The sequence below is a fragment of the Paenibacillus sp. sgz302191 genome (assembly GCF_057749925.1).
Genome location: NZ_JBYLHY010000024.1, coordinates 114,087 through 134,562, shown reverse-complemented (window position 1 = coordinate 134,562; position 20,476 = coordinate 114,087). Strand labels below are relative to the sequence as shown.

At 49.3% G+C, this 20,476-nt stretch carries 25 protein-coding genes; all 25 read left to right on the top strand.

The window, feature by feature from the left end:
* The first annotated feature begins 10 nt into the window (after positions 1-10).
* Positions 11-1,327 carry an FADH(2)-oxidizing methylenetetrahydrofolate--tRNA-(uracil(54)-C(5))-methyltransferase TrmFO gene (trmFO, locus tag AC3G2T_RS27760; protein WP_488437574.1) on the top strand — a complete coding sequence of 439 codons (1,317 nt, stop codon included), beginning with the start codon at positions 11-13 and terminating at the stop codon, positions 1,325-1,327.
* A 140-nt stretch (positions 1,328-1,467) separates the two neighbouring features.
* On the top strand, positions 1,468-2,022 hold the full coding sequence (gene hslV / locus AC3G2T_RS27755) for an ATP-dependent protease subunit HslV (RefSeq protein WP_474683238.1): 555 nt from the start codon (positions 1,468-1,470) through the stop codon (positions 2,020-2,022).
* A 90-nt stretch (positions 2,023-2,112) separates the two neighbouring features.
* Positions 2,113-3,510 carry an ATP-dependent protease ATPase subunit HslU gene (hslU, locus tag AC3G2T_RS27750; RefSeq protein ID WP_474683237.1) on the top strand — a complete coding sequence of 466 codons (1,398 nt, stop codon included), beginning with the start codon at positions 2,113-2,115 and terminating at the stop codon, positions 3,508-3,510.
* Between the two features lie 33 nt (positions 3,511-3,543).
* Positions 3,544-4,320 (top strand): GTP-sensing pleiotropic transcriptional regulator CodY, encoded by a 777-nt coding sequence (gene codY / locus AC3G2T_RS27745; RefSeq protein WP_474683236.1) that lies wholly within the window; start codon positions 3,544-3,546, stop codon positions 4,318-4,320.
* A gap of 260 nt (positions 4,321-4,580) precedes the next feature.
* On the top strand, positions 4,581-4,988 hold the full coding sequence (flgB, locus tag AC3G2T_RS27740; protein WP_474683235.1) for a flagellar basal body rod protein FlgB: 408 nt from the start codon (positions 4,581-4,583) through the stop codon (positions 4,986-4,988).
* 6 nt (positions 4,989-4,994) lie between these two features.
* Positions 4,995-5,444: a flagellar basal body rod protein FlgC gene (gene flgC, locus AC3G2T_RS27735; protein ID WP_474683234.1), complete on the top strand. Its 450-nt coding sequence runs from the start codon at positions 4,995-4,997 to the stop codon at positions 5,442-5,444.
* 25 nt (positions 5,445-5,469) lie between these two features.
* A complete protein-coding gene (fliE, locus tag AC3G2T_RS27730; protein ID WP_488437573.1) occupies positions 5,470-5,778 on the top strand; it encodes a flagellar hook-basal body complex protein FliE in 309 nt (102 codons plus the stop codon).
* 53 nt (positions 5,779-5,831) lie between these two features.
* A complete protein-coding gene (gene fliF, locus AC3G2T_RS27725; protein ID WP_488437572.1) occupies positions 5,832-7,415 on the top strand; it encodes a flagellar basal-body MS-ring/collar protein FliF in 1,584 nt (527 codons plus the stop codon).
* Positions 7,416-7,427: 12 nt separating this feature from the next.
* Positions 7,428-8,444, top strand: a complete 1,017-nt coding sequence (gene fliG / locus AC3G2T_RS27720) for a flagellar motor switch protein FliG (protein WP_474683231.1) — start codon at positions 7,428-7,430, stop codon at positions 8,442-8,444.
* Positions 8,437-9,279 carry a flagellar assembly protein FliH gene (gene fliH / locus AC3G2T_RS27715; protein ID WP_488437571.1) on the top strand — a complete coding sequence of 281 codons (843 nt, stop codon included), beginning with the start codon at positions 8,437-8,439 and terminating at the stop codon, positions 9,277-9,279. Before fliG ends, fliH begins: the two co-directional genes overlap by 8 nt.
* Positions 9,276-10,601 carry a flagellar protein export ATPase FliI gene (gene fliI, locus AC3G2T_RS27710; RefSeq protein ID WP_474683229.1) on the top strand — a complete coding sequence of 442 codons (1,326 nt, stop codon included), beginning with the start codon at positions 9,276-9,278 and terminating at the stop codon, positions 10,599-10,601. The genes fliH and fliI overlap by 4 nt, the downstream gene beginning before the upstream one ends.
* 9 nt (positions 10,602-10,610) lie before the next feature.
* The gene (fliJ, locus tag AC3G2T_RS27705) at positions 10,611-11,054 is read left to right on the top strand and encodes a flagellar export protein FliJ (protein ID WP_474683228.1); all 444 of its coding nucleotides are present in this window, start codon (positions 10,611-10,613) and stop codon (positions 11,052-11,054) included.
* A 25-nt stretch (positions 11,055-11,079) separates the two neighbouring features.
* Positions 11,080-11,997 (top strand): MotE family protein, encoded by a 918-nt coding sequence (locus AC3G2T_RS27700; RefSeq protein WP_474683227.1) that lies wholly within the window; start codon positions 11,080-11,082, stop codon positions 11,995-11,997.
* 32 nt (positions 11,998-12,029) lie between these two features.
* Positions 12,030-13,463 (top strand): flagellar hook-length control protein FliK, encoded by a 1,434-nt coding sequence (locus tag AC3G2T_RS27695; RefSeq protein WP_474683226.1) that lies wholly within the window; start codon positions 12,030-12,032, stop codon positions 13,461-13,463.
* Between the two features lie 33 nt (positions 13,464-13,496).
* Positions 13,497-13,940 carry a flagellar hook assembly protein FlgD gene (gene flgD, locus AC3G2T_RS27690; RefSeq protein WP_474683225.1) on the top strand — a complete coding sequence of 148 codons (444 nt, stop codon included), beginning with the start codon at positions 13,497-13,499 and terminating at the stop codon, positions 13,938-13,940.
* Entirely contained in the window at positions 13,937-14,323 is a 387-nt protein-coding gene (locus AC3G2T_RS27685) for a TIGR02530 family flagellar biosynthesis protein (protein WP_474683224.1), read from the top strand. The genes flgD and AC3G2T_RS27685 overlap by 4 nt, the downstream gene beginning before the upstream one ends.
* Before the next feature lie 91 nt (positions 14,324-14,414).
* Complete coding sequence (flgG, locus tag AC3G2T_RS27680) at positions 14,415-15,230, top strand: flagellar basal body rod protein FlgG (RefSeq protein ID WP_474683223.1); 816 nt, start codon at positions 14,415-14,417, stop codon at positions 15,228-15,230.
* A gap of 82 nt (positions 15,231-15,312) precedes the next feature.
* Positions 15,313-15,534, top strand: coding sequence for a flagellar FlbD family protein (locus tag AC3G2T_RS27675; protein WP_474683222.1), 222 nt, complete (start codon positions 15,313-15,315; stop codon positions 15,532-15,534).
* Positions 15,535-16,017 carry a flagellar basal body-associated FliL family protein gene (locus tag AC3G2T_RS27670; RefSeq protein WP_474683221.1) on the top strand — a complete coding sequence of 161 codons (483 nt, stop codon included), beginning with the start codon at positions 15,535-15,537 and terminating at the stop codon, positions 16,015-16,017. It abuts the gene before it with no gap.
* Positions 16,018-16,052: 35 nt separating this feature from the next.
* Positions 16,053-17,051, top strand: coding sequence for a flagellar motor switch protein FliM (gene fliM / locus AC3G2T_RS27665; RefSeq protein WP_474683220.1), 999 nt, complete (start codon positions 16,053-16,055; stop codon positions 17,049-17,051).
* Positions 17,041-18,342: a flagellar motor switch phosphatase FliY gene (gene fliY, locus AC3G2T_RS27660; RefSeq protein WP_474683219.1), complete on the top strand. Its 1,302-nt coding sequence runs from the start codon at positions 17,041-17,043 to the stop codon at positions 18,340-18,342. The genes fliM and fliY overlap by 11 nt, the downstream gene beginning before the upstream one ends.
* Positions 18,343-18,370: 28 nt before the next feature.
* Complete coding sequence (locus AC3G2T_RS27655) at positions 18,371-18,733, top strand: response regulator (protein ID WP_474683218.1); 363 nt, start codon at positions 18,371-18,373, stop codon at positions 18,731-18,733.
* A 46-nt stretch (positions 18,734-18,779) separates the two neighbouring features.
* Positions 18,780-19,412: a flagellar biosynthetic protein FliO gene (locus AC3G2T_RS27650; protein WP_474683217.1), complete on the top strand. Its 633-nt coding sequence runs from the start codon at positions 18,780-18,782 to the stop codon at positions 19,410-19,412.
* On the top strand, positions 19,409-20,182 hold the full coding sequence (gene fliP, locus AC3G2T_RS27645) for a flagellar type III secretion system pore protein FliP (RefSeq protein ID WP_474683216.1): 774 nt from the start codon (positions 19,409-19,411) through the stop codon (positions 20,180-20,182). Before AC3G2T_RS27650 ends, fliP begins: the two co-directional genes overlap by 4 nt.
* A 23-nt stretch (positions 20,183-20,205) precedes the next feature.
* On the top strand, positions 20,206-20,475 hold the full coding sequence (fliQ, locus tag AC3G2T_RS27640; protein ID WP_474683215.1) for a flagellar biosynthesis protein FliQ: 270 nt from the start codon (positions 20,206-20,208) through the stop codon (positions 20,473-20,475).
* The last annotated feature ends 1 nt before the right edge of the window (position 20,476 follow it).

The window sequence follows — 20,476 nt, the reverse complement described above, 5'->3', positions numbered from 1 at the left end:
TGTGCCGATTTTGTCCGATTTCCCTAGAGTAACCGTTATCGGCGCAGGTCTTGCCGGGAGTGAAGCCGCATGGCAGATCGCTCGTCAAGGCGTGCCCGTCACGTTATATGAAATGAGGCCGGCGCGCAAAACGCCGGCGCATATTACCGATCAATTCGCCGAGCTCGTGTGCAGCAATTCGCTCCGCGCCAACGGTTTGTCCAACGCGGTAGGCGTTCTGAAAGAAGAGATGCGGCGCATGGATTCGCTCATTTTAGCGTGCGCCGACAAGCATGCCGTTCCTGCGGGTGGCGCCTTGGCCGTCGACCGCGACGGCTTTTCGCAGGAAGTGACTTCCACGCTGCGGAACCATCCGCTCATTGAAGTGCGCAATGAGGAGGCGCAAACGCTGCCGGAAGGGATTACGATCGTCGCATCCGGACCGCTGACGTCCCCGTCGCTTTCCGCCGAGCTCAAGGAGCTGATGGGCGAAGAGTATCTCTACTTCTACGACGCCGCGGCGCCTATCGTGGAGAAGGACTCCATCGATATGAGCAAGGTGTATCTGGCATCGCGGTACGATAAAGGCGAAGCGGCTTATCTGAATTGCCCGATGACGGAGGAAGAGTTCGACGTCTTCTACGAGGCGCTGATTACCGCGGAAGTAGCCGAGCTTAAAGAATTCGAAAAAGAAATTTATTTCGAGGGCTGCATGCCGCTCGAAGTGATGGCTAAGCGAGGCAAGCAAACCGTGCTGTTCGGTCCGATGAAGCCGGTCGGTCTGATTAACCCCCACACCGGCAAAATGCCGCATGCGGTCGTCCAGCTTCGCCAGGATAATGCCGCCGGCACGCTTTACAATCTGGTCGGCTTCCAGACTCATCTAAAGTGGGGCGAGCAAAAACGGGTACTGTCGCTGATCCCGGGACTGGAGAATGCCGAGTTCGTACGGTATGGCGTTATGCACCGCAATACATTCATCAACTCTCCGAAGCTGCTTGAGCCTACATACCAATTCAAACGCAGAGCGGATCTGTTCTTTGCCGGTCAAATGACGGGCGTTGAGGGCTACGTAGAATCCGCGGCTTCCGGTCTGATCGCAGGCATCAACGCAGGGCGGTTTGCCAAAGGAGAGCAATGCCTCGTTTTCCCGGAGGATACGAACCTCGGCAGCATGGCGAATTACATCACGACCGCGGATTTCAAACATTTCCAACCGATGAATGCCAATTTCGGTCTGCTTCCGCCGCTTTCGCAGCGCATCCGCAACAAAAAGGAAAAGAACGAGATGCTGGCAAACCGCGCATTGGAAAGTATTCAGAATTTTTCACAAATTGAGCGTCAATGAACTTGTAAGTAAAGTTGCGCCTGTGTTACTATTAATATGTTTTTATTGAATAGACCTCTCGAAGCAGCAGCAAAACCACTGTTTTTGGTGCTGTTTCTTATTTGTCGAGAAATCAAGATTCCACTAAAGAGGTGAGACGGATGGATCCGCAGCATGCAGCGTTTCATGCGACAACGATTTTTGCGATTCGTCATCAAGGAAAAGGCGCTATTGCCGGGGACGGTCAGGTCACTTTCGGCAACAGCATGATTATGAAAGGCAGCGCCAAAAAAGTCAGGCGTTTATATAGGGGCAAAGTAGTGGCCGGTTTCGCCGGTTCCGTTGCGGACGCAATTACGCTATTTGAGAAGTTTGAAGGAAAGCTGGAGGAGCACCACGGCAATTTGCAAAGGGCTGCGGTGGAAATGACCAAGGACTGGCGTCAGGACCGCGTGCTGCGAAGGCTGGAGGCGATGATGATCGTCATGGACGCATCCGGGCTGCTGCTCCTTTCCGGCAACGGCGAGATTATTGAGCCGGACGACGGCATATTGGCCATCGGTTCGGGGGGAAGCTTCGCATTAGCCGCGGGACGCGCGCTGCACCGTCATGCCGCGCATCTCAGCGCCAAGGAAATCGCTCACGCCGCATTAACTACAGCCGCTGAAATATGCGTGTTTACGAATCATAATATTATAGTAGAAGAGATTGAATAATCCGCTGCATACATTGGTGCATGAACCGCATTCATACCGATGAATACGAAAGTTGGCTTTCCCGCCGGAAAGCTCTTAGGAGGATTCCACATGAAAAACAGTTCCCTGACGCCCAAGCAGATTGTACAGGAGTTGGATCGATATATTGTCGGACAAAAGAAAGCGAAGAAATCCGTAGCCATCGCCCTGAGAAACCGGTATCGGCGAAGTTTGCTGGAGGAATCGCTGCGCGATGAAATCGTGCCGAAAAATATTTTGATGATCGGTCCTACCGGCGTCGGCAAAACGGAAATTGCCCGGAGGTTGGCCAAACTTGTCGGAGCTCCTTTCATAAAGGTTGAAGCGACGAAGTTTACCGAGGTCGGTTATGTCGGCCGTGATGTGGAATCGATGGTGCGCGACCTTGTTGAAACCGCGATTCGAATGGTGAAGGCCGAACGTACGGAGAAGGTGAAAGACCGCGCGGAAAAATTGGCTAACGAACGCATCGTCCAACTGCTTGCGCCCAGCCCCGCTCGCGCCAAGACGCAGCGCAATCCGCTGGAGATGCTGTTCGGCGGTCAGAACCAAGAGAATCAAGAGGAAGCGGCTCCCGCCGATCCTTCCCTGGCTTCGCGCAGAGCGCAAATCGCCGAGCAATTAGCCTCGGGTCAATTGGAGCAGGAAACGATCGAGATCGAAGTGGAGGACAGCTCTCCGACGATGCTGGATATGCTCTCCGGGCAAGGAAACGAGCAAATGGGCATGAACATGCAGGAGATGTTCGGCAGCCTCATGCCGAAGCGAACGAAAAAGCGCAAGCTGTCCGTCAAGGAAGCGCGCAAAATTTTGACGCAGGAAGAAGCGCAGCGCCTGATCGATATGGACGAAGTCATTCAGGAATCGATCGGCCGCGCGGAGCAGTCGGGCATTATTTTTATAGACGAGATCGATAAAATTGCAAGCAGCAGCCGCGGCGGAGGCCCGGATGTTTCCAGAGAAGGCGTGCAGCGGGACATTTTGCCGATCGTGGAAGGTTCGACTGTCGTAACCAAATACGGTCCCGTCAAAACGGACTACGTCTTGTTCATCGGCGCCGGAGCTTTTCACATCGCCAAGCCGTCGGATCTCATCCCGGAGCTGCAGGGGCGGTTCCCGATCCGCGTAGAGCTGAGCAACTTGACGTTGGACGACTTCGTTTCCATTTTGAAAGAGCCGAAAAATGCGCTTACCAAACAATATACGGCACTGCTGCAAACCGAAGGCATCGAGGTGGATTTTTCGGATGAAGCCGTCCGGGAAATTGCCCAGATCGCCGTTGAAGTGAACCAGAACACGGAAAATATCGGGGCGCGCAGATTGCATACGATCCTGGAGAAGCTGCTGGAGGATTTATCGTTTGAAGCTCCCGAAATTACTTTGGAGCGCATCGAGATCACGCCGGAATATGTGCGGGACAAATTGAGCGACATTGTGCAAAATCGCGATTTAAGCCAATATATTTTATAAGTTAGCGCCGTCACATTAGTAGGAGGAAGCAAGATGACTTTATTAAACAAGACAAGAAGTCTGAACCGGCTGCTGCAAAAGGAAGCGGGCAATGCGGTCAGCTTTATGGATATGGCTGACGTATTGCGGGATATCGTCAGCGCCAACATTTTTGTCATCAGCCGGAAGGGCAAAATTCTTGGCTATGCGTTAAGGCTTGATTCCGGGCCATCCGAAATGGATCAAACGATTTTGTCGGAGCGCCGGTTCGGATCGGAGTTTAACAGCCTTCTTTTGAAAATCGATGAAACCTCTTCCAATATCGGTCCCGACACCCCTTACTCGAAGCAGATGGTTTCGATTTTCCGGTATGCATACACGACAATAGTCCCAATTATTGGCGGGGGGGACCGATTGGGGACGTTGGTGCTCACGCGCAACGATGCCGCTTTTGTGGATGACGATTTGATTTTAGCAGAATATGGGTCAACTGTCGTAGCAATGGAAATTTTACGGGAACGTGCTGAAGAGATTGAGGAGGAAGCAAGGAGCAAGGCGGTTGTGCAGGTAGCAATCGGATCGTTGTCTTTCAGTGAATTGGAGGCCGTTGAGCATATTTTCGAGGAGTTAGAAGGCAGAGAAGGGCTTTTGGTTGCCAGCAAAATTGCCGATCGGGTTGGCATCACACGTTCCGTTATTGTCAATGCGCTCCGCAAACTGGAAAGCGCCGGAGTCATTGAGACGCGTTCTCTTGGCATGAAAGGCACATACATTCGCATTTTGAATGACCAGTTGATACAAAGTATCGAACAGTTGAAAACAAAGCTGTAGCTTGAAAAGTGTGAGTTTTTTCACAGAACTACGGCATAAATACGAAAGTCCTGTCTTCTGAAAAAAGATAGGGCTTTTTTCTTATTGTAAGTTAGGTCATTATCTTCCATCATTAGAACTGTGATAAGCAATTTTACATATTTCTACATTGAGGTTCTACTTCAAATGAAGCAATGCGAGATAATGTCGATTTAAGAAGGAATCAAAGTTTCACTTGTTGAATAAGAACAAAAACATTCTAGTGAAAGTGGGTATTAAGGATGTCTTTCTTGGATAAGCCAAGCTGGAATCTGATGGAGAGAACTCTGGATTCTTCAGCGCTTCGACAGAAAGTGATAGCAAATAATGTCGCAAATGTCGACACGCCGTTTTTCAAGCGATCCGACGTCGTTTTCGAGGAAATACTGGAAGGTCAAATGAGTCCCGCTACCCCCCCTATAGAAGGATATCGGACAGATAGGAGACATTTTTTTATAGGTAAATCGACCAATGGAATAACTCCGGAAATAAAAGTCGACGAAACGACAGCGATCAACAACAACATGAACAACGTCGACATGGATTATGAAATGTCACTGATGGCAAAAAACCAGCTTAAATATAATACGTTGATTCAGCAAATGAACAGCGAGTTCAAAAAAATGCGAACCGTACTGGGGGGAAGATAATAAACGATGAGACTGACAAACGGATTTGACATTAGTTCGTCTGCACTTACTGCACAGCGATTGCGGATGGATGTTATTTCTTCCAACATCGCGAACGCCGATACGACCCGCGCTAAAATGGTCAACGGCAAATGGGTCCCGTATCAAAGGAAGCTGGTATCCTTTGAAACGAAACCGCAGCCGACATTCGCGCAAACGCTGAATTCAGCTATGGCTGACGGAACAGGCGAAGGGGTCCGGGCCAACAAAATTTTTGATGATACGTCGCCGCTCAAGCAAGTATATAATCCGACCCACCCCGATGCGGACGAGAACGGATTCGTCTACATGCCTAACGTAGATGTGCTGAAAGAGATGGTCGACATGATTTCGGCAACGAGATCTTATGAGGCTAACGTCACAGCGCTGAATGCCAGCAAATCGATGATTACGAAAGCTTTGGAAATCGGTAGATAATTCAGAATAGGGAGGAAACGGCTTCATGATCGACAAAATTAGTTACAGTCCGGTGAATGTTATGAGCACTGTTCAGCCGAAAGACCGTTCGGGCGAAGGTGCGGCGGACTTGGGAAAGCAGTTTGGAACGTTCCTGAACGATGCGATTACAAACCTGAACAATCAGCAGCAGCAAGTCGACCAATTGAACCAAAGCTTCATTAAAGGCGAACTTTCGGATGTGCATCAATTGACGATAGCTTCAGAGAAAGCGTCTCTGGGACTGGAACTTACGGTTCAAGTGAGAAATAAGATTCTTGAATCGTATCAGGAAGTTATGAGGATGCAGTTGTAATACATATACGACTAAAAGTTGAAAATGAAACCAAGTTTCAATGAGGTGAGAAAGTGAACGAGAACCTGCTCCAGTATTGGGACAAAGTCAAACAATATTGGAATCGATACAGTAGAACGACGAAAATCACTTTCATAGCCACGGTTTTCCTTCTAGTTCTTACTGCGGCAATAATTAGCTATAACTTATCCAAAACCGAATACTCGTTAGCTTTTACAGACTTGCAGCCCAGCGATGCAGCTTCCATAAAAGGCTACCTGGATACGGCCAAGATCCCTTATCACCTTAGCGCTGACGGCAAAAGCATCGAAGTGCCGAGCAATCAGGTGGCTAACGTGAAGCTTGAAGTCGAGTCGCAAGGGCTGAACAAGAACGGTTCGTTAGGATTCGGCGCATTCAGCCAAAACAGTTCTTTCGGCATTACGGACAACGAATTCAAAGTCAAGTACATAAACGCAGTGCAAGGCGAACTGCAGCAGCTGATTAATTCGAATCAAGCGATCAGCAGCTCCAAAGTATTGATTTCCCTTCCTGAGGAAGGACCGTTTTTGCAGCAGCAGCAAGAAAAGGCTTCCGCCTCCGTCGTGCTGCAGATCAAACCGGGATACAGGCTGGATCAGGCCAAAGTGGATACGATCTACAATCTGGTCTCGCACAGTGTGAAAAATTTGCCGCTGGAAAACATTACGATTTCCGATCAATACGGTGAAAGCCTGGTTTCTTCCAAATTGGGTGGGCAATCGTCGGCCAGTCTGGTTGCGAACCAGTTCGATATCAACAATCAATTCCGCAACGATTTGCAAAAAAACATTAGCAGCATGCTAGGCCGGATGCTCGGTCAAGACAAAGTCATCGTCAGCGTGTTCTCGACGATGAACTTCGATCAGAAGAAAAGCCAAGAGAAGCTTGTAACGGCTCCGAATCAAGTGGACCAAAAAGGTTTGGAAATTTCGTTGCAGGAAGCATCCAAATCGTATCAAAGCGATGGAGCTGCGCAAAACGGAGGAGTCCCGGGAACAGGGACAACCGATGTGCCCGGCTACCCTGGAAGTTCCGGTGCCGGCAAATCTACTTCCGAAGAAAACAGCAAGACTGTAAATTACGAAGTGAACCGGATTACCAACGATATCGTTTCGTCTCCTTATGTTGTCAAAGATTTGAGCATTAACGTAGGCATCGAGCCTCCGGTTAAGGATGATCCGAAGTCTTTGACGCAGGAAACGAAGGATGCCATCCAGGATGCTTTGGTGAATATTGTCAGAGCTGCGCTGGCTGATAATAAAATTACTTATACTGACGTTGAATTGAAAAATAAAGTTAAAATTATTCCACATTCTTTTGTAACACAAGCCGATACGGCCGCATCCAAAACAACAACTTACCTGACTTACGGCGGTTTGGCTCTTGCCGCTTTAGCGTTAGGGCTTGTTGCCGGACTTATTATCAGAAAGCGTAGGAAAGCAGCTCAGCTGGAGGAAGAACTAGCTATGCCGGCGGCGACGAAAGCGGAGCTTCCTACAGTCGATTTAGAAACTGTATCTAATGATAGTCAAGTGCGCAAACAATTGGAAACTCTTGCGAAAAAGCGACCGGAGGATTTCGTCAATCTGTTGCGTACTTGGTTAGCAGACGAATAGAGGTGCACTTTTTTGGCGAGAACAGCTCTGCAAGGGTTAACGGGAAGACAAAAGGCCGCTATTCTTTTGATCAGTCTAGGCCCTGAAGTTTCTGCTCAAATCTTCAAACACTTGCGGGAAGAAGAAATTGAACAGTTAACACTGGAAATTGCAAACGTTAGAAAAGTGGATTCGCTCGAAAAAGAATCCATTCTGGCGGAATTTCATCAAATTTGCTTAGCGCAGGAGTTTATCTCTCAGGGCGGTATCGCTTACGCTAAGGATATTTTGGAGAAGGCGCTCGGTTCTCAAAAGGCGCTGGATATTATTAATCGTTTGACCGCCACGCTGCAGGTTCGGCCGTTCGATTTCGCTCGCAAGGCGGAACCGGCACAAATTCTCAATTTTATTCAAAATGAGAATTCACAAACGATTGCGCTCGTTCTTTCTTATTTGGAAGCCGATCAAGCTTCAATTATTTTATCGTCGCTTCCCCAAGAGAAGCAGGCCGATGTTGCTAAACGGATCGCGTTGATGGACAGCACTTCTCCTGAAGTTATCAGTCAGGTGGAGCGCGTGCTTGAACAAAAGCTTTCATCTACTGTGACCCAGGATTACACAAATGCAGGCGGTATCGCATCGATCGTTCAGATTCTGAACGGCGTCGACCGCGGAACGGAGCGTACGATTCTCGACTCTCTGGAGATTCAAGATCCCGAGCTTGCGGAAGAGATCAAAAAGCGGATGTTCGTCTTCGAGGATATCGTCAATATCGACAACCGTTCGATCCAAAGAATTATCCGCGATATCGAAAATTCAGACATGCAGCTTGCGCTTAAAGTGGCGAGCGAAGAAGTTCGCGACGCCTTGTTCAAAAACATGTCCAAACGTATGGCCGAGACGTTCAAAGAAGAAATGGAATATATGGGTCCAGTGCGTTTGCGCGATGTTGAAGAAGCTCAAACGCGAATTGTCGCCACGATTCGCCGCCTAGAAGAATCCGGTGAAATTATCATCGCTCGCGGCGGAGGAGATGATATTATTGTCTAATGTCATTAAATCTTTTGCATACGTGTCTTTAGATGATAAAAAGCAGTTGGAAGTGATCACTCCCGTTCAATTGCTGCGCGCCGGTCTGCTTGATGACGAAGAAGCGGCCAAACAGCAACTGACACCGGAACAACTGCAGGAGCTTCATGACGCTAATAGCATGAAAAACCAAATCATCCAGGATGCCGAGACTTTCGCCGAAGAACAAATTCAGTTGGCGATGCAGGAATGCGCTGCGCTCCGCGAACAAGTTAACGCTGAAATTAATTCATGGTGGTCGGAACGCAGGGCCCAGGATGAAGCGCATGTGGCTGAAGCTCAGCAGGCCGGATTCGAGGCCGGTTACCAGCAAGGCGTCATGCAGGCTGAAGAAGCGCTTCGTCAGGAGTATACCGGAATGCTGGCGGATGCACGTTCCATTTTGGAGCAAGCCTATACGCTAAAACAGCAGATCATTCAGGAATCGGAGCCGTTCTTGATCGAGCTCAGCACATCGATCGCCGAGAAGGTGATCGCCCGGCAGTTGAGCATGGAGCCGCAATGGAGCGTAGATCTGATCCGAAAAGTATTGTCGCGCAGACGGGAAAAAGGCATTATTACGCTTTGTGTCTCACCGTCACACTTTGCCTACATTCAGGAGGCGCGCGAAGAGCTGCTGACATCCATTGATTCGCAGGCCGAGTTGGAAATTATTCCTGATTCTACGGTTCAGGATCACGGCTGCGTCATACGTTCTTCATTCGGCAGCATCGACGCCAGAATCGATACACAGCTTAAAGAAATTAAGACGGCCCTGCAGGAAATGGCCATTCGCAGCGAGGGATCGGATTCATGAGCTACAGTATACCTTCTGCCGCCAAATACATAGAACATTTGCCCCAAATCGATCCGATTCGCGTGAACGGCAAAGTTACGCAAGTGATCGGCCTTACCGTTGAGTCGGAAGGTCCGGATGTCAGCATCGGCGATCTTTGCTACATCTATCCTTTGAAATCCAACAAGCCGCTCAAAGCGGAAGTGGTCGGATTTCGCAGCAATAAAGTGATACTGATGCCGCTGGGCGAGCTGGATGCCATCGGTCCGGGCTGCGATGTTGTCGGCACCGGCAAGCCGCTTACCATACAGGTCGGCCATGAACTGCTGGGTAAAGTGCTGGACGGATTGGGACAGCCGCTGGACGGTTCGTTTTTGCCGTCGAGAATGGCCCAGTACTCGACGAACAACGCGCCGAGCAACCCGCTGATTCGCCCGCGCGTATTGAATCCGATCAGCGTTGGAGTGCGCTGCATCGACGGATTGTTGACGATCGGCAAAGGGCAGCGCGTCGGTATTTTCGCCGGTTCCGGCGTCGGCAAGAGCACGCTGATGGGCATGATTGCCCGCAACACCTCTGCCGATGTGAACGTCATCGCGCTTATAGGCGAGCGGGGCCGCGAGGTGCTCGATTTTATCGAAAGAGACTTAGGTTCGGAAGGGCTCGCCCGTTCGGTAGTCATCGTAGCGACGTCCGACCAGCCGGCATTGATCCGGATCAAAGGGGCGATGATCGCCACCAGCATTGCCGAATATTTTCGCGATCGCGGCCTTAACGTTATGATGATGATGGACTCCGTCACCCGCTTTGCGATGGCGCAAAGGGAAGTCGGACTGGCCGTCGGCGAACCGCCTGCGACCCGCGGTTATACGCCTTCCGTCTTTGCGATGCTTCCCCGCTTGCTGGAACGTTCGGGAACGGGGCCCAAAGGCTCGATCACCGCATTTTATACGGTGCTGGTAGATGGCGACGACATGAATGAGCCGATCGCGGACGCAGTTCGCGGTATTTTGGACGGCCACATCGTGTTGAACCGCAGCATCGCGAACAAGGGCCATTATCCGGCTATCGATGTGTTATCAAGCGTAAGCCGCGTCATGAAAGAAATCGTACCGCAGGAACATATGGAAGCGGCTGACCAGTTGAAGCGTCTTCTTTCCATTTATAAAGATTCGGAAGACCTCATTAATATCGGGGCGTACCAGAAAGGTTCCAACCCGGATATTGACATCGCGATCGATAATATTCAAACGATATGGGATTTTACGAAACAAAAAACGTCAGAAAAGCTTACATTTGACGAAGCGCAGCAGCGATTGATTCAAGAATTTTACAAGGGATGAGGGAGCTGAATGAAGTTCAGGTATTCCTTTCAGCAAATTGTAGATTTGAAAAATAGCGAGCGATCCCAGGCAGAATGGGGATTGTCGGAAGCGATCGGCGAATTGCGGAATGTGGAAACGAGCTTGAATGAATTGTTTGTGCAAAAAGACCAGCTTCAGCATCAAATTGCAGACGCTTCCGGCCAGTCGGTTTCCATTTCCGAAGTGCTGCTTTTGCAAAATTATATGAATCATCTGGATCAGCAAATCGTGCGCAAGCACCAGGATATTGCGGCCGCGCAGCGGGTCGTCGAAAAGAAACAGGAGCATTTGACGGAACGCATGATAGATGAAAAAGTGTGGACGAAAGCAAGAGAGAAGGCCTTCCATCAATTTCAATCGTTCGTTGCGAAGAAAGAGCAGGAAGCTCTTGATGAGATGGCTACCAACCGCTTTAAGCGATTATCGTATTGAAATGCCTTAGAGAGGGAGAGAGAAGATGGCCGATACGACCACGGAGGGCACTTCCTACAGTGCGTTGGAACGATTTCTGATATGGTTTGTCATTCCGTTTGTATTTACGGCGGTTCTGCTCTTCGTATTGCTGTCTATCTTCGATTACGACATCAAGAGCAGTATCCAGAAAGCACTGCATAATACACCGGTAATTGGCAGTATCGTTCCTGCGCCGAAAGAAAAGGCGGCTGCGACGGCAGGCTCCGGCAAAACGCCGACGTCGGACCAAAGCGCGAAGTCGAAGGACGATGAGATTGCGAAGCTGAACGCCAGAGTTGCAGAACTGGAAGCAGCTTTGCAGAAGTCGGATACCGCCTCCGCGCAAAAGGATCAGTCTTTGAAGGATTCGGAGGCCAAGGCGGCCGATCTGGAGGAGAAGCTGAAGGATAAGACGCAAACCGAAGAAGAATACAACAACCAGATTACACAGCTCGCCAATCTTTATGGGAAGATGACGCCAGGCAAAGCGGCGCCGATTATGGAAAATTTGACGCCCAAAGAAATGGTGCTCGTCTTCTCGATGATGAAGCCTGACGCCCGGGGAGCTATTCTTGAAAAAATGGATCCGAAGAAAGCCGCAGACGCTTCAATCGGACTTAAAGACGTAACGACTGTCAAGGACAAAGAAATCGCCGCTCTTCAAGAGAGACTGAAGCTGAACGGAGCCGATGCCGCGAAGTCCGCGACTTCGGTCAGCAAAACCGACTTGGGTCAAACCTTTGCGAATATGACTCCGAAAAGCGCAGCCAATGTGCTGATTGAAATGAACAAGTCCAACTCTGACAAAGTGCTGGCCATTTTGAGCGGGATGGACAACGCGTCGCGTTCCAAAGTCATGTCTGCTCTGTCTGATGCCAACAAGGAAATGGCTGCTTCGATTACAGCGAAGCTTGCCCAGTAACCTTCAGACTCCATGAAGGGAGGTGAAAATAAATGGACGTACAGATGTCGATTACACCGTCTGCCGGCACGAAAACTTCCGCTTCCGGAGGCAAAACGGCAGCAGGCAGCAGCAGCGCGGGCGCTTTTACCCAAGTCCTGGATGGGCAGCTTGTGCAAGGAAGCCAGGCTGATTCGACCAACCCGACTGATCCGGCCGTCGCATTGGCAGGACTTTTGCAAATGCTGCAAAGCTTGATCATCCCGGTGCAAAATGTGGTGCAAAGCCCGAGTGAACAGACGGAAACTTTGCCCGAAACGCTGGTTCAAGCGATGAACAGCAATCCGGGTTTGGCGCAGCAGCTTTTGCAGGATCCGAAGATGAAGCAGTGGTTTGAGCAAGCAGAGCAAATTCTGGGCGCGCTGACCGAGAACCAGGCTGGTAAAACGGCGTCTTTGCCTGCTGCAAGCGGGGGACAAGCGGTAAGCTCAGTCAACCTGCAGGCGCAAAATACGCTGTTGACCTTGGCCACTTTGACCAAGCAGCAGCCGGACAATCCGATTTTGCAATATGTGAACCAGCAGTTGCAGGACGTCATTCAACCGATCTTGCCTGCGATTGTCGCCGGGCAGCAGCCGCAGCTGAAAGCACAGCAGGCAGCAGCTCAACAGCCGGCCGTCGCGGAAGCCGCAGCGAGTGAAGAAACGCCGGCCGTTCCGGTTGCGCCCCTTCATGCGCAGAACAAGCGCACCGCAGCGAAGCATGCCGAAGTAAAACCGGCAAGTAAAGAAGAAACTGTGCAGACGGTACAGACTGCCAAGTCGAAGCTTGAACTGCTGGCGGTCAAAAATGCGATGATCGCGCCTATATTCCAGACTAAAACCGAAACCGACGATTCGGCCGATGTTTTACAGCCGCTTCCGACAGAAGCAGAAGAGCATGCGAACCCTTTCATTAATTTGGCCGACGTGCAAAAGAGCCAGTTCGGAACGGCGCCTGCCGAGAAATTAGTTACGCAAACTTTGCATGCAGCTAATTTTGCCGAAGAGATGACGGATCATGTGATGAAAAACATGAAAATCACGCTTGCCGAAGGAATCTCCGAAGCCAAGCTATCCCTGTTCCCGAAAAACCTCGGGCATGTTGACGTGAAAATCACAATGCACGAAGGGCAGTTGATCGCACAGTTTGCCGCTGATACCGCAGCAGGCCGACAAATGCTGGAAAGCCAGCTTCCACAGCTTCGTCAAGCACTGCAATCTCAAGGTCTGCAGGTTGAGAAGCTGGAAGTGACGCAAAGCCCGGGCATGCAATCCGGCATGTTCCAGGATCAGCGCCAGCAGCAGTCACCCAATCAAACGTTTCGTCAAAACAAAAACCGCTCCGGAAATTACGAGCAGGAAGCGATTGATTTTAACCAGGAAATAGCCGGAGCCGCTCAAACTCGTACCGCTGTCTATGGGAATTCCTTCGATGTAATTGCCTAACAGTGATGAATGCCAGGCAAACGGAGGTGAATTATGGCTACGAATCCAGTCTCGGGCAATGTTAAGGACATCATAAACACCGGGCAGACCAAGCAAACAAAAGAAAAAAATACAGGCACGCTTGGAAAAGACGATTTTCTCAAAATTTTGATTACACAGCTTCAAAATCAGGACCCGACCCAACCGCTGCAGGATAAGGAGTTCATTGCGCAAATGGCGCAGTTTACTTCCGTCGAACAGTTGACCAACATGGCCGGGGAAATGAAATTAATGAGGCAGTCGATTGGATTTGTTTCCGGTCTGATCGGCAAATCCGTCACCTGGACAAGCACCGATTCCTCGGGCTCCTCCACTCAAAAAACGGGTATTGTCGACTCCATCACGATGAAAGACGGCAATCAATATGCCAACGTGAAAGGAGAGGAAATTTCTCTGGACAAGCTCAGTAAAATCGAGAATGCCGGAGAAACCAAATGACGGAGCGGATATCCATTGGACAGCTGTATCCCAATGCGCTTCCACCGGCGTCAGCTAAGCGAGTGCCGGTACAGCAGCAGGCGTCTACTTCCGGCAAGCCTACGTTTCAGCAGCTTCTTCAGGATCAGATGGTGCATTTTAGCCATCATGCCGAAGTCAGGCTTAAAGAACGGGGTATTCAATTAAAGCCCGAACAGCTGGATCAGCTTAGCTCGGCGATTGACAAGGCCGCAGCAAAAGGGGCCAAAGATGCGTTGATGCTGCTGAATGGCAATGCTCTCATTGTGAATGTGCCGAACCGGACTGTTGTGACGGCGCTGGACGGCAATTCGATGAATGAACATGTTTTTACGCAAATCGATAGTGCTGTAATTATTTCCTGACAGTCAGGCCGGACCGTTTAGGAGGCCTGGAGCCGCCGAACGATAGAAGCGGCTCGCATCAATATTTGCAAGAACAATAGGAGGCTGCTACATGCTAAGGTCATTATATTCAGGCGTTTCTGGTATGCGTGGTTTTCAAACAAAATTAGACGTTATCGGCAATAACATCGCTAACGTGAACACGATCGGCTTCAAAGAGAGCCGGGTTATGTTCAAAGATATTTTAAGCCAGACGGTCGCAGGTGTCAGCGCTCCGAACGATACTCGCGGTGGAGTGAACGCCCAGCAGGTAGGTCTTGGTGTTAGCCTGGCGGCCATCGATACGGTTCATACGGCAGGCAGTGCGCAAACAACCAATGTGGCCACGGATTTGCGGATTGACGGGGACGGATTTTTCCTTGTCGGAAACGCTGCGGGCACAAGTGAGCAAACTTACTTGACAAGAGCGGGCAACTTTTCTTTGGATGCTAACGGCAATCTTGTTACGGCCGACGGCCTTCATGTTTTCGATACCAGTGGCGCGCCGATTAACATCGATCCTGCCACCATCCTTTCGTTCTCGATCGCCAAGAACGGCGACATTATCGGCGTGGATGCGGCCGGTGCGACTTCAACCGTAGCGACTATCGGGGTTATGAAAGTAACGAACCCTGCCGGTCTTCAAAAAGTAGGCGGGAACTTGTACCAGATGACCGCGAACGCCAACGCAACGACGGAAATAGCTCCGATAGCGCCAGGGAGTTCGGGGGCAGGTTCGCTGATTTCAGGCCAGCTTGAAATGTCGAACGTAGATTTAACGGGCGAATTCACGGAAATGATCGTTGCGCAGCGCGGTTTTCAGGCGAATTCAAGAATTATTACAACTTCTGACGAAGTGCTTCAAGAGGTCGTCAACCTGAAACGATAGGCTTTAGCTTGAATGTAAGATAGGGCGGGGAGGAGAGGCCTTTACAAGCAGCCTCCCCCCATACTTGTGCAGGAGGAGAATAATGATTTCTCTCACTCGGTTAAACGGCAAGCTCGTAATCATCAATGCACTCTTGATAGAAATGGTTGAAGAAACCCCGGATACCATGATTACCTTGACAACAGGCAAGAAAATCACGGTTCTCGAAAAGGCCGAGGTTGTGGTAAGCTTAGTGCGAACCTACATGCAGGAAATTGGTTCGATTCGAGCGACAATATTGTCCAGGGATGCGGAGGGTTCGTAGGTGTTCAAGAATAAAATTTTTATACTTATCGTTTCCATACTTATCGCCATTACGCTGATTTTGACAGCTGCCTTTGTACTGTGGAATTACATGGAAAAAAATAACGAATCAAAAGATCCGTCCGGACAAGCTCAAGCGGCAGTTGCATCGGTCAAACCGACGAAACCGCCGACGGCTGAACAAGTTAAGGCCAATACCGCTTACGTGAAAGATATTTTGACGAACCTTTCAGGCGGCGGCTTCATTAAAATGACCTTGGCTTTTGAACTCGAAAACAGCAAGGGGAAAGCCGAATTCGATAATTTGCTTGATTCTGCGGTGAAAGGAACGATTGTTCAAACGCTCGCCGACATGACCACCGAACAGGTTCAAGGAAGCAAAGGAAACGATCTTCTGACTTCCAACTTGATGAATAAACTGAATCCGTCATTGCAAGAAGGTAAAATCAAGCAGATTTGGATCACCGATAAAGTGCTTCAATAGCTCGCATATGAACTTGGCTCTAAGGGGGTGACTCTATGGTTGATGTGTTGTCGCAAAATGAGATCGACGCCTTGCTTGCCGCTCTATCCTCCGGAGAAATGGATGCGGAAGAGCTCAAGAAAGAGGAGACGCAAAAGAAGGTTAGGGCTTATGACTTTAAGCGCGCAGTGCGCTTTTCCAAAGATCATATTCGAAGCTTAACCCGTATTCACGAGAACTTTGCGCGCTTTTTAACGACGTATTTTTCCGCTCAGCTTCGTACGTTCGTGCAAATTAACGTGGTGCAGGTTGAACAGCTGCCTTACGATGAATTTATTCGTTCGATCCCTAAAATGACCATTTTGAACATCTTTGAAGCAGAACCTTTAGAGGGTCGAATGGTGCTTGAAGTGCATCCCAATGTAGCTTTTGCCATGTTGGACCGTTTGCTGGGCGGAGCAGGTACATCCCCCACAAAAATCAATACGTTGACGGAGATCGAAACGATTGTCATGGAGCGAATTTTCAGCAGAGCTTTCGATAGCCTTCAAGAGGCTTGGAAAACGGTTATTGACATATCGCCAAGACTGGAAGCTCTGGAAACGAATCCGCAATTTATGCAAATCGTCTCGCCCAATGAAACGATCGCGTTAATTTCGCTAAGCACCAAAATCGGCGATACGACAGGGATGATTAACCTGTGTATTCCGCACGTCGTCATCGAACCGATCATGCCTCGACTATCCGTGCATCACTGGTTCGTCTCGCAAAAGAAATCGAGAGCTCCCGAAGAAGTCGAAGCACTTCAGTCACGTTTGGAGAAAGCCAAGCTGCCCTTGATTGCAGAGCTGGGAACATCGGAAATTTCGGTTCGGGATTTCCTGAACCTGGCGATCGGGGACGTCATCCCGCTGCAAAAAACTGTTGACGCTCCGCTCCAAGTGAAAGTGGGCGAGAAGCTCAAATATCTTGGAAGCCCTGGTACCGTTAGAGGAAAAATGGCCGTGCAAGTCACGGATATCGTGAATGAAGGAGAAGAAGATCATGACGAATAATAAAGATTATTTGTCTCAAGAAGAGATTGATGCTTTGTTAAGGCAGACTTCGGATGACAGTTCTGACGCTTCCATTCATACAGCTCCCAAAATTGAAGAATATTTGTCTTCACTTGAGAAGGACGCCCTTGGGGAGATCGGAAACATTACGTTTGGCAGTGCTGCGACTGCGCTTTCGACTTTGTTAGGTAAAAAAGTGGACATTACGACTCCGCTAGTGTCGGTCATCTCGAAAGAGCAATTGGAAGAACAGTTTCCAAAACCGCATGTTGCCGTTCACGTTAATTATGTGGACGGATTCGACGGCATTAACTTGCTTGTTATTAAAGTAAGGGATGCCCAAGTTATCGCCGACTTGATGATGGGCGGGGACGGCACCGGCGGAGATGAGAATCTGAGCGAGATTCATATTAGCGCCGTGCAGGAAGCGATGAATCAAATGATGGGTTCGTCGGCAACTTCGATGTCTACCATATTCAACCGGTTTGTCAATATCTCTCCTCCTGGAATCGACATATTAAATTTGTCGAAAGGAGAAGGAAAATTACCGGATGAGGACGTATTTATTAAAATATCGTTCCGACTGACGATTGGCGATTTGATCGATTCCAATATTATGCAGCTCCTTCCAGTGCCGTTTGCCAAAGAAATGGTATCCACTCTTATGGGCGGAGGCTCCGATTCGGCCATGGAAGCGGCACCTGCGGCACAAGCTTCTGCGCCGACGCACGTTCCTGCTGAGCCTAGCGCTCCAGCACGGCAAGAAGTTCAAACGCCGCCGGCGGCACCCGCTGCTCCGCAGCATAATCAGCCGATGTATCAACAACCGCCTGCGTATGAGCAGCCGATGTATCAGCAGCCGCCAATGGGGCATCCGACATACCCGCCTCAACAGCCGATGTATCCGCCTCAACAACCGATGTACGGACAACCTCCGGCAGCTGCATACGGCGGAATGCCGAATCGCAATGTAAACGTGCAGCCGGTTCAATTTGGCAACTTGCAATCCGGTTCCATGGCGCTTGCGGATGATACGAATCTTAATTTGCTGCTCGATATTCCGCTTAAAGTAACCGTTGAGTTGGGTAGAACCCATAAGGTGATCAAGGATATTCTGGAACTGTCTCAAGGTTCGATTATCGAATTGGACAAACTGGCCGGGGAGCCTGTAGATATTTTGGTGAACAATAAGCTAATTGCCAAAGGCGAAGTCGTCGTCATCGATGAAAACTTTGGGGTTCGCGTCACTGACATCGTGAATCAGTGGGAAAGAATCCAAAAGTTACAATAACTTAATTTCCTAGGGGGACTGTTTACTAATGGCTAACCGAATTCTTATCGTGGATGATGCTGCTTTTATGAGAATGATGATTCGGGATATTTTATCCAAAAACGGATATGAAGTATGCGGGGAAGCGAATGACGGAGCGCAAGCGATCGAGAAGTTCAAGGAATTGAAGCCGGACCTGATCACGATGGATATTACGATGCCTGAAATGGACGGTATTCAAGCATTAAAAGAGATTAAAAAAATGGAACCTAACGCGAAAGTCATCATGTGCTCCGCGATGGGCCAGCAAGCGATGGTTATTGACGCAATTCAAGCCGGCGCTAAAGATTTCATCGTGAAACCGTTCCAGGCGGACCGCGTTATTGAAGCGATCAAAAAGACTCTCGGATAACGTTCTCGTTCGGTAGAGTCTTACGTAAACCGAAAGGGATGTGACCATGAGGAGACTCCTAGCCAAACTGCCGTTAGCCGCGATATTCGGACTTGTCCTCATGCTGTACGCCCAAACTGTATGTTTTGCCGAAATCGAGCCGGGCCAAAGCTTGCCTGAGCCTGATTTTACGGCGGGAAGCAGTACGTTGGATTCGTTTAAAATGATCGGCAAGGTCATATTTTTTCTCATATTCATTATTTTGCTGTTCTTGGTTCTTATTAAATACTTAGCCAAAAAAAACAAGGGCTCTTTCTTCGGAAATTCGATTCGTTCTCTGGGCGGTGTGCCGCTTGGACAAAACAAATCGATTCAAATCGTCGAAATCGGTCATTCGCTCTTTGTAGTTGGCGTCGGTGACAATATCCAGCTGCTGGATAAAATCAATGACGCCGATGAAGTGGCTTACATAACGGAACTGCTTACTTCGTCGCAAGCTCAGCAGCAAGGATTCATTCCTGTAGGCAAATGGTTAAGCAAGACTCCGTTCGGCAAGAAAGCGGTCGAAGAGGAAGAGGAGATTACCGCTTCCTTCCATCAGGTATTTCAGGATAAGCTGCAGCGTGTAACAACCCGCAACAAAAGCGTGGAAGAATGGATGTCGGATCAAAAACAAAAAGATCGGTTGAATGGCGAATGAAAAGAAACAAATTAGCACTCATTGTACTTATTGCTGTAGTGTCCGTTTTTGCATGCTCGTTGACAGCCGCTGCTGCGGACCCTGATCCCAACAATCCGATCCCCGGAATTAACTTGAACATCGGAACGAGCAGTGCCGGCGGATCGTCCAGTACAGTTACACTTTTGCTATTGCTGACCGTTTTGAGTCTGGCTCCGTCCATTCTCATCTTGATGACGAGCTTTACTCGGATTGTCATCGTACTCGGTTTTGTCCGTACGTCGCTAGGCACACAATCGATGCCGCCGAACCAGGTGCTCATCGGGCTAGCCTTATTTCTAACTTTCTTTATCATGTCGCCTACGCTCAGCGAGGTGAACAAAACGGCACTGCAGCCTTATTTGAACGGCCAGATCAATCAGACGGAGGCCTTTCAAAAAGCTGCGGGCCCGATGAAGAAGTTTATGTTTGACCATACGCGTCAAAAGGATCTCAAGCTGTTTCTTGATTACACCAAGGCGCCGAAGCCTACGGGCGTAGACGACATTCCCATTACGGCTTTGGTTCCTGCGTATGCAATCAGCGAATTGAAGTCTGCTTTTCAAATGGGCTTTATGATCTTTATTCCGTTTTTGGTCATCGACATGGTCGTATCAAGCACCCTGATGGCAATGGGGATGATGATGCTGCCTCCGGTCATGATATCGCTGCCGTTTAAGATTTTGCTGTTCATCTTAGTAGATGGCTGGTATCTTGTTGTGAAATCGTTACTACTCAGCTACAGCACATGATCAAGATGACGGAGGTCTTTTAAATGGGTTCGGAATTCATAATACGCATAGCGGGCGAAGCCGTGTATACGGTTCTCAAAGCGAGCGCCCCCATGCTGATAATCGGTCTGGTGGTAGGTTTGATTGTCAGCATTTTTCAGGCGACAACACAGATTCAAGAGCAGACCCTTGCTTTTGTGCCAAAGATCGTAGCCGTGCTGCTGTCGATACTCATCTTCGGTCCGTGGATTATGAATACTTTGGTCGACTTCACCTATAATTTGCTGAACAACCTTTACAAATTTGTTGGATAGG

Excerpts from the sequence above, each read along its gene's own strand:
- hslV (WP_474683238.1), top strand. The coding sequence starts at position 1,468 with ATGGATCCGCAGCATGCAGCGTTTCATGCGACAACGATTTTTGCGATT.
- hslU (WP_474683237.1), top strand. The coding sequence starts at position 2,113 with ATGAAAAACAGTTCCCTGACGCCCAAGCAGATTGTACAGGAGTTGGAT.
- codY (WP_474683236.1), top strand. The coding sequence starts at position 3,544 with ATGACTTTATTAAACAAGACAAGAAGTCTGAACCGGCTGCTGCAAAAG.
- flgB (WP_474683235.1), top strand. The coding sequence starts at position 4,581 with ATGTCTTTCTTGGATAAGCCAAGCTGGAATCTGATGGAGAGAACTCTG.
- flgC (WP_474683234.1), top strand. The coding sequence starts at position 4,995 with ATGAGACTGACAAACGGATTTGACATTAGTTCGTCTGCACTTACTGCA.
- fliE (WP_488437573.1), top strand. The coding sequence starts at position 5,470 with ATGATCGACAAAATTAGTTACAGTCCGGTGAATGTTATGAGCACTGTT.
- fliI (WP_474683229.1), top strand. The coding sequence starts at position 9,276 with ATGAGCTACAGTATACCTTCTGCCGCCAAATACATAGAACATTTGCCC.
- fliJ (WP_474683228.1), top strand. The coding sequence starts at position 10,611 with ATGAAGTTCAGGTATTCCTTTCAGCAAATTGTAGATTTGAAAAATAGC.
- AC3G2T_RS27700 (WP_474683227.1), top strand. The coding sequence starts at position 11,080 with ATGGCCGATACGACCACGGAGGGCACTTCCTACAGTGCGTTGGAACGA.
- AC3G2T_RS27695 (WP_474683226.1), top strand. The coding sequence starts at position 12,030 with ATGGACGTACAGATGTCGATTACACCGTCTGCCGGCACGAAAACTTCC.
- flgD (WP_474683225.1), top strand. The coding sequence starts at position 13,497 with ATGGCTACGAATCCAGTCTCGGGCAATGTTAAGGACATCATAAACACC.
- AC3G2T_RS27685 (WP_474683224.1), top strand. The coding sequence starts at position 13,937 with ATGACGGAGCGGATATCCATTGGACAGCTGTATCCCAATGCGCTTCCA.
- flgG (WP_474683223.1), top strand. The coding sequence starts at position 14,415 with ATGCTAAGGTCATTATATTCAGGCGTTTCTGGTATGCGTGGTTTTCAA.
- AC3G2T_RS27675 (WP_474683222.1), top strand. The coding sequence starts at position 15,313 with ATGATTTCTCTCACTCGGTTAAACGGCAAGCTCGTAATCATCAATGCA.
- fliM (WP_474683220.1), top strand. The coding sequence starts at position 16,053 with ATGGTTGATGTGTTGTCGCAAAATGAGATCGACGCCTTGCTTGCCGCT.
- fliY (WP_474683219.1), top strand. The coding sequence starts at position 17,041 with ATGACGAATAATAAAGATTATTTGTCTCAAGAAGAGATTGATGCTTTG.
- AC3G2T_RS27655 (WP_474683218.1), top strand. The coding sequence starts at position 18,371 with ATGGCTAACCGAATTCTTATCGTGGATGATGCTGCTTTTATGAGAATG.
- AC3G2T_RS27650 (WP_474683217.1), top strand. The coding sequence starts at position 18,780 with ATGAGGAGACTCCTAGCCAAACTGCCGTTAGCCGCGATATTCGGACTT.
- fliP (WP_474683216.1), top strand. The coding sequence starts at position 19,409 with ATGAAAAGAAACAAATTAGCACTCATTGTACTTATTGCTGTAGTGTCC.
- fliQ (WP_474683215.1), top strand. The coding sequence starts at position 20,206 with ATGGGTTCGGAATTCATAATACGCATAGCGGGCGAAGCCGTGTATACG.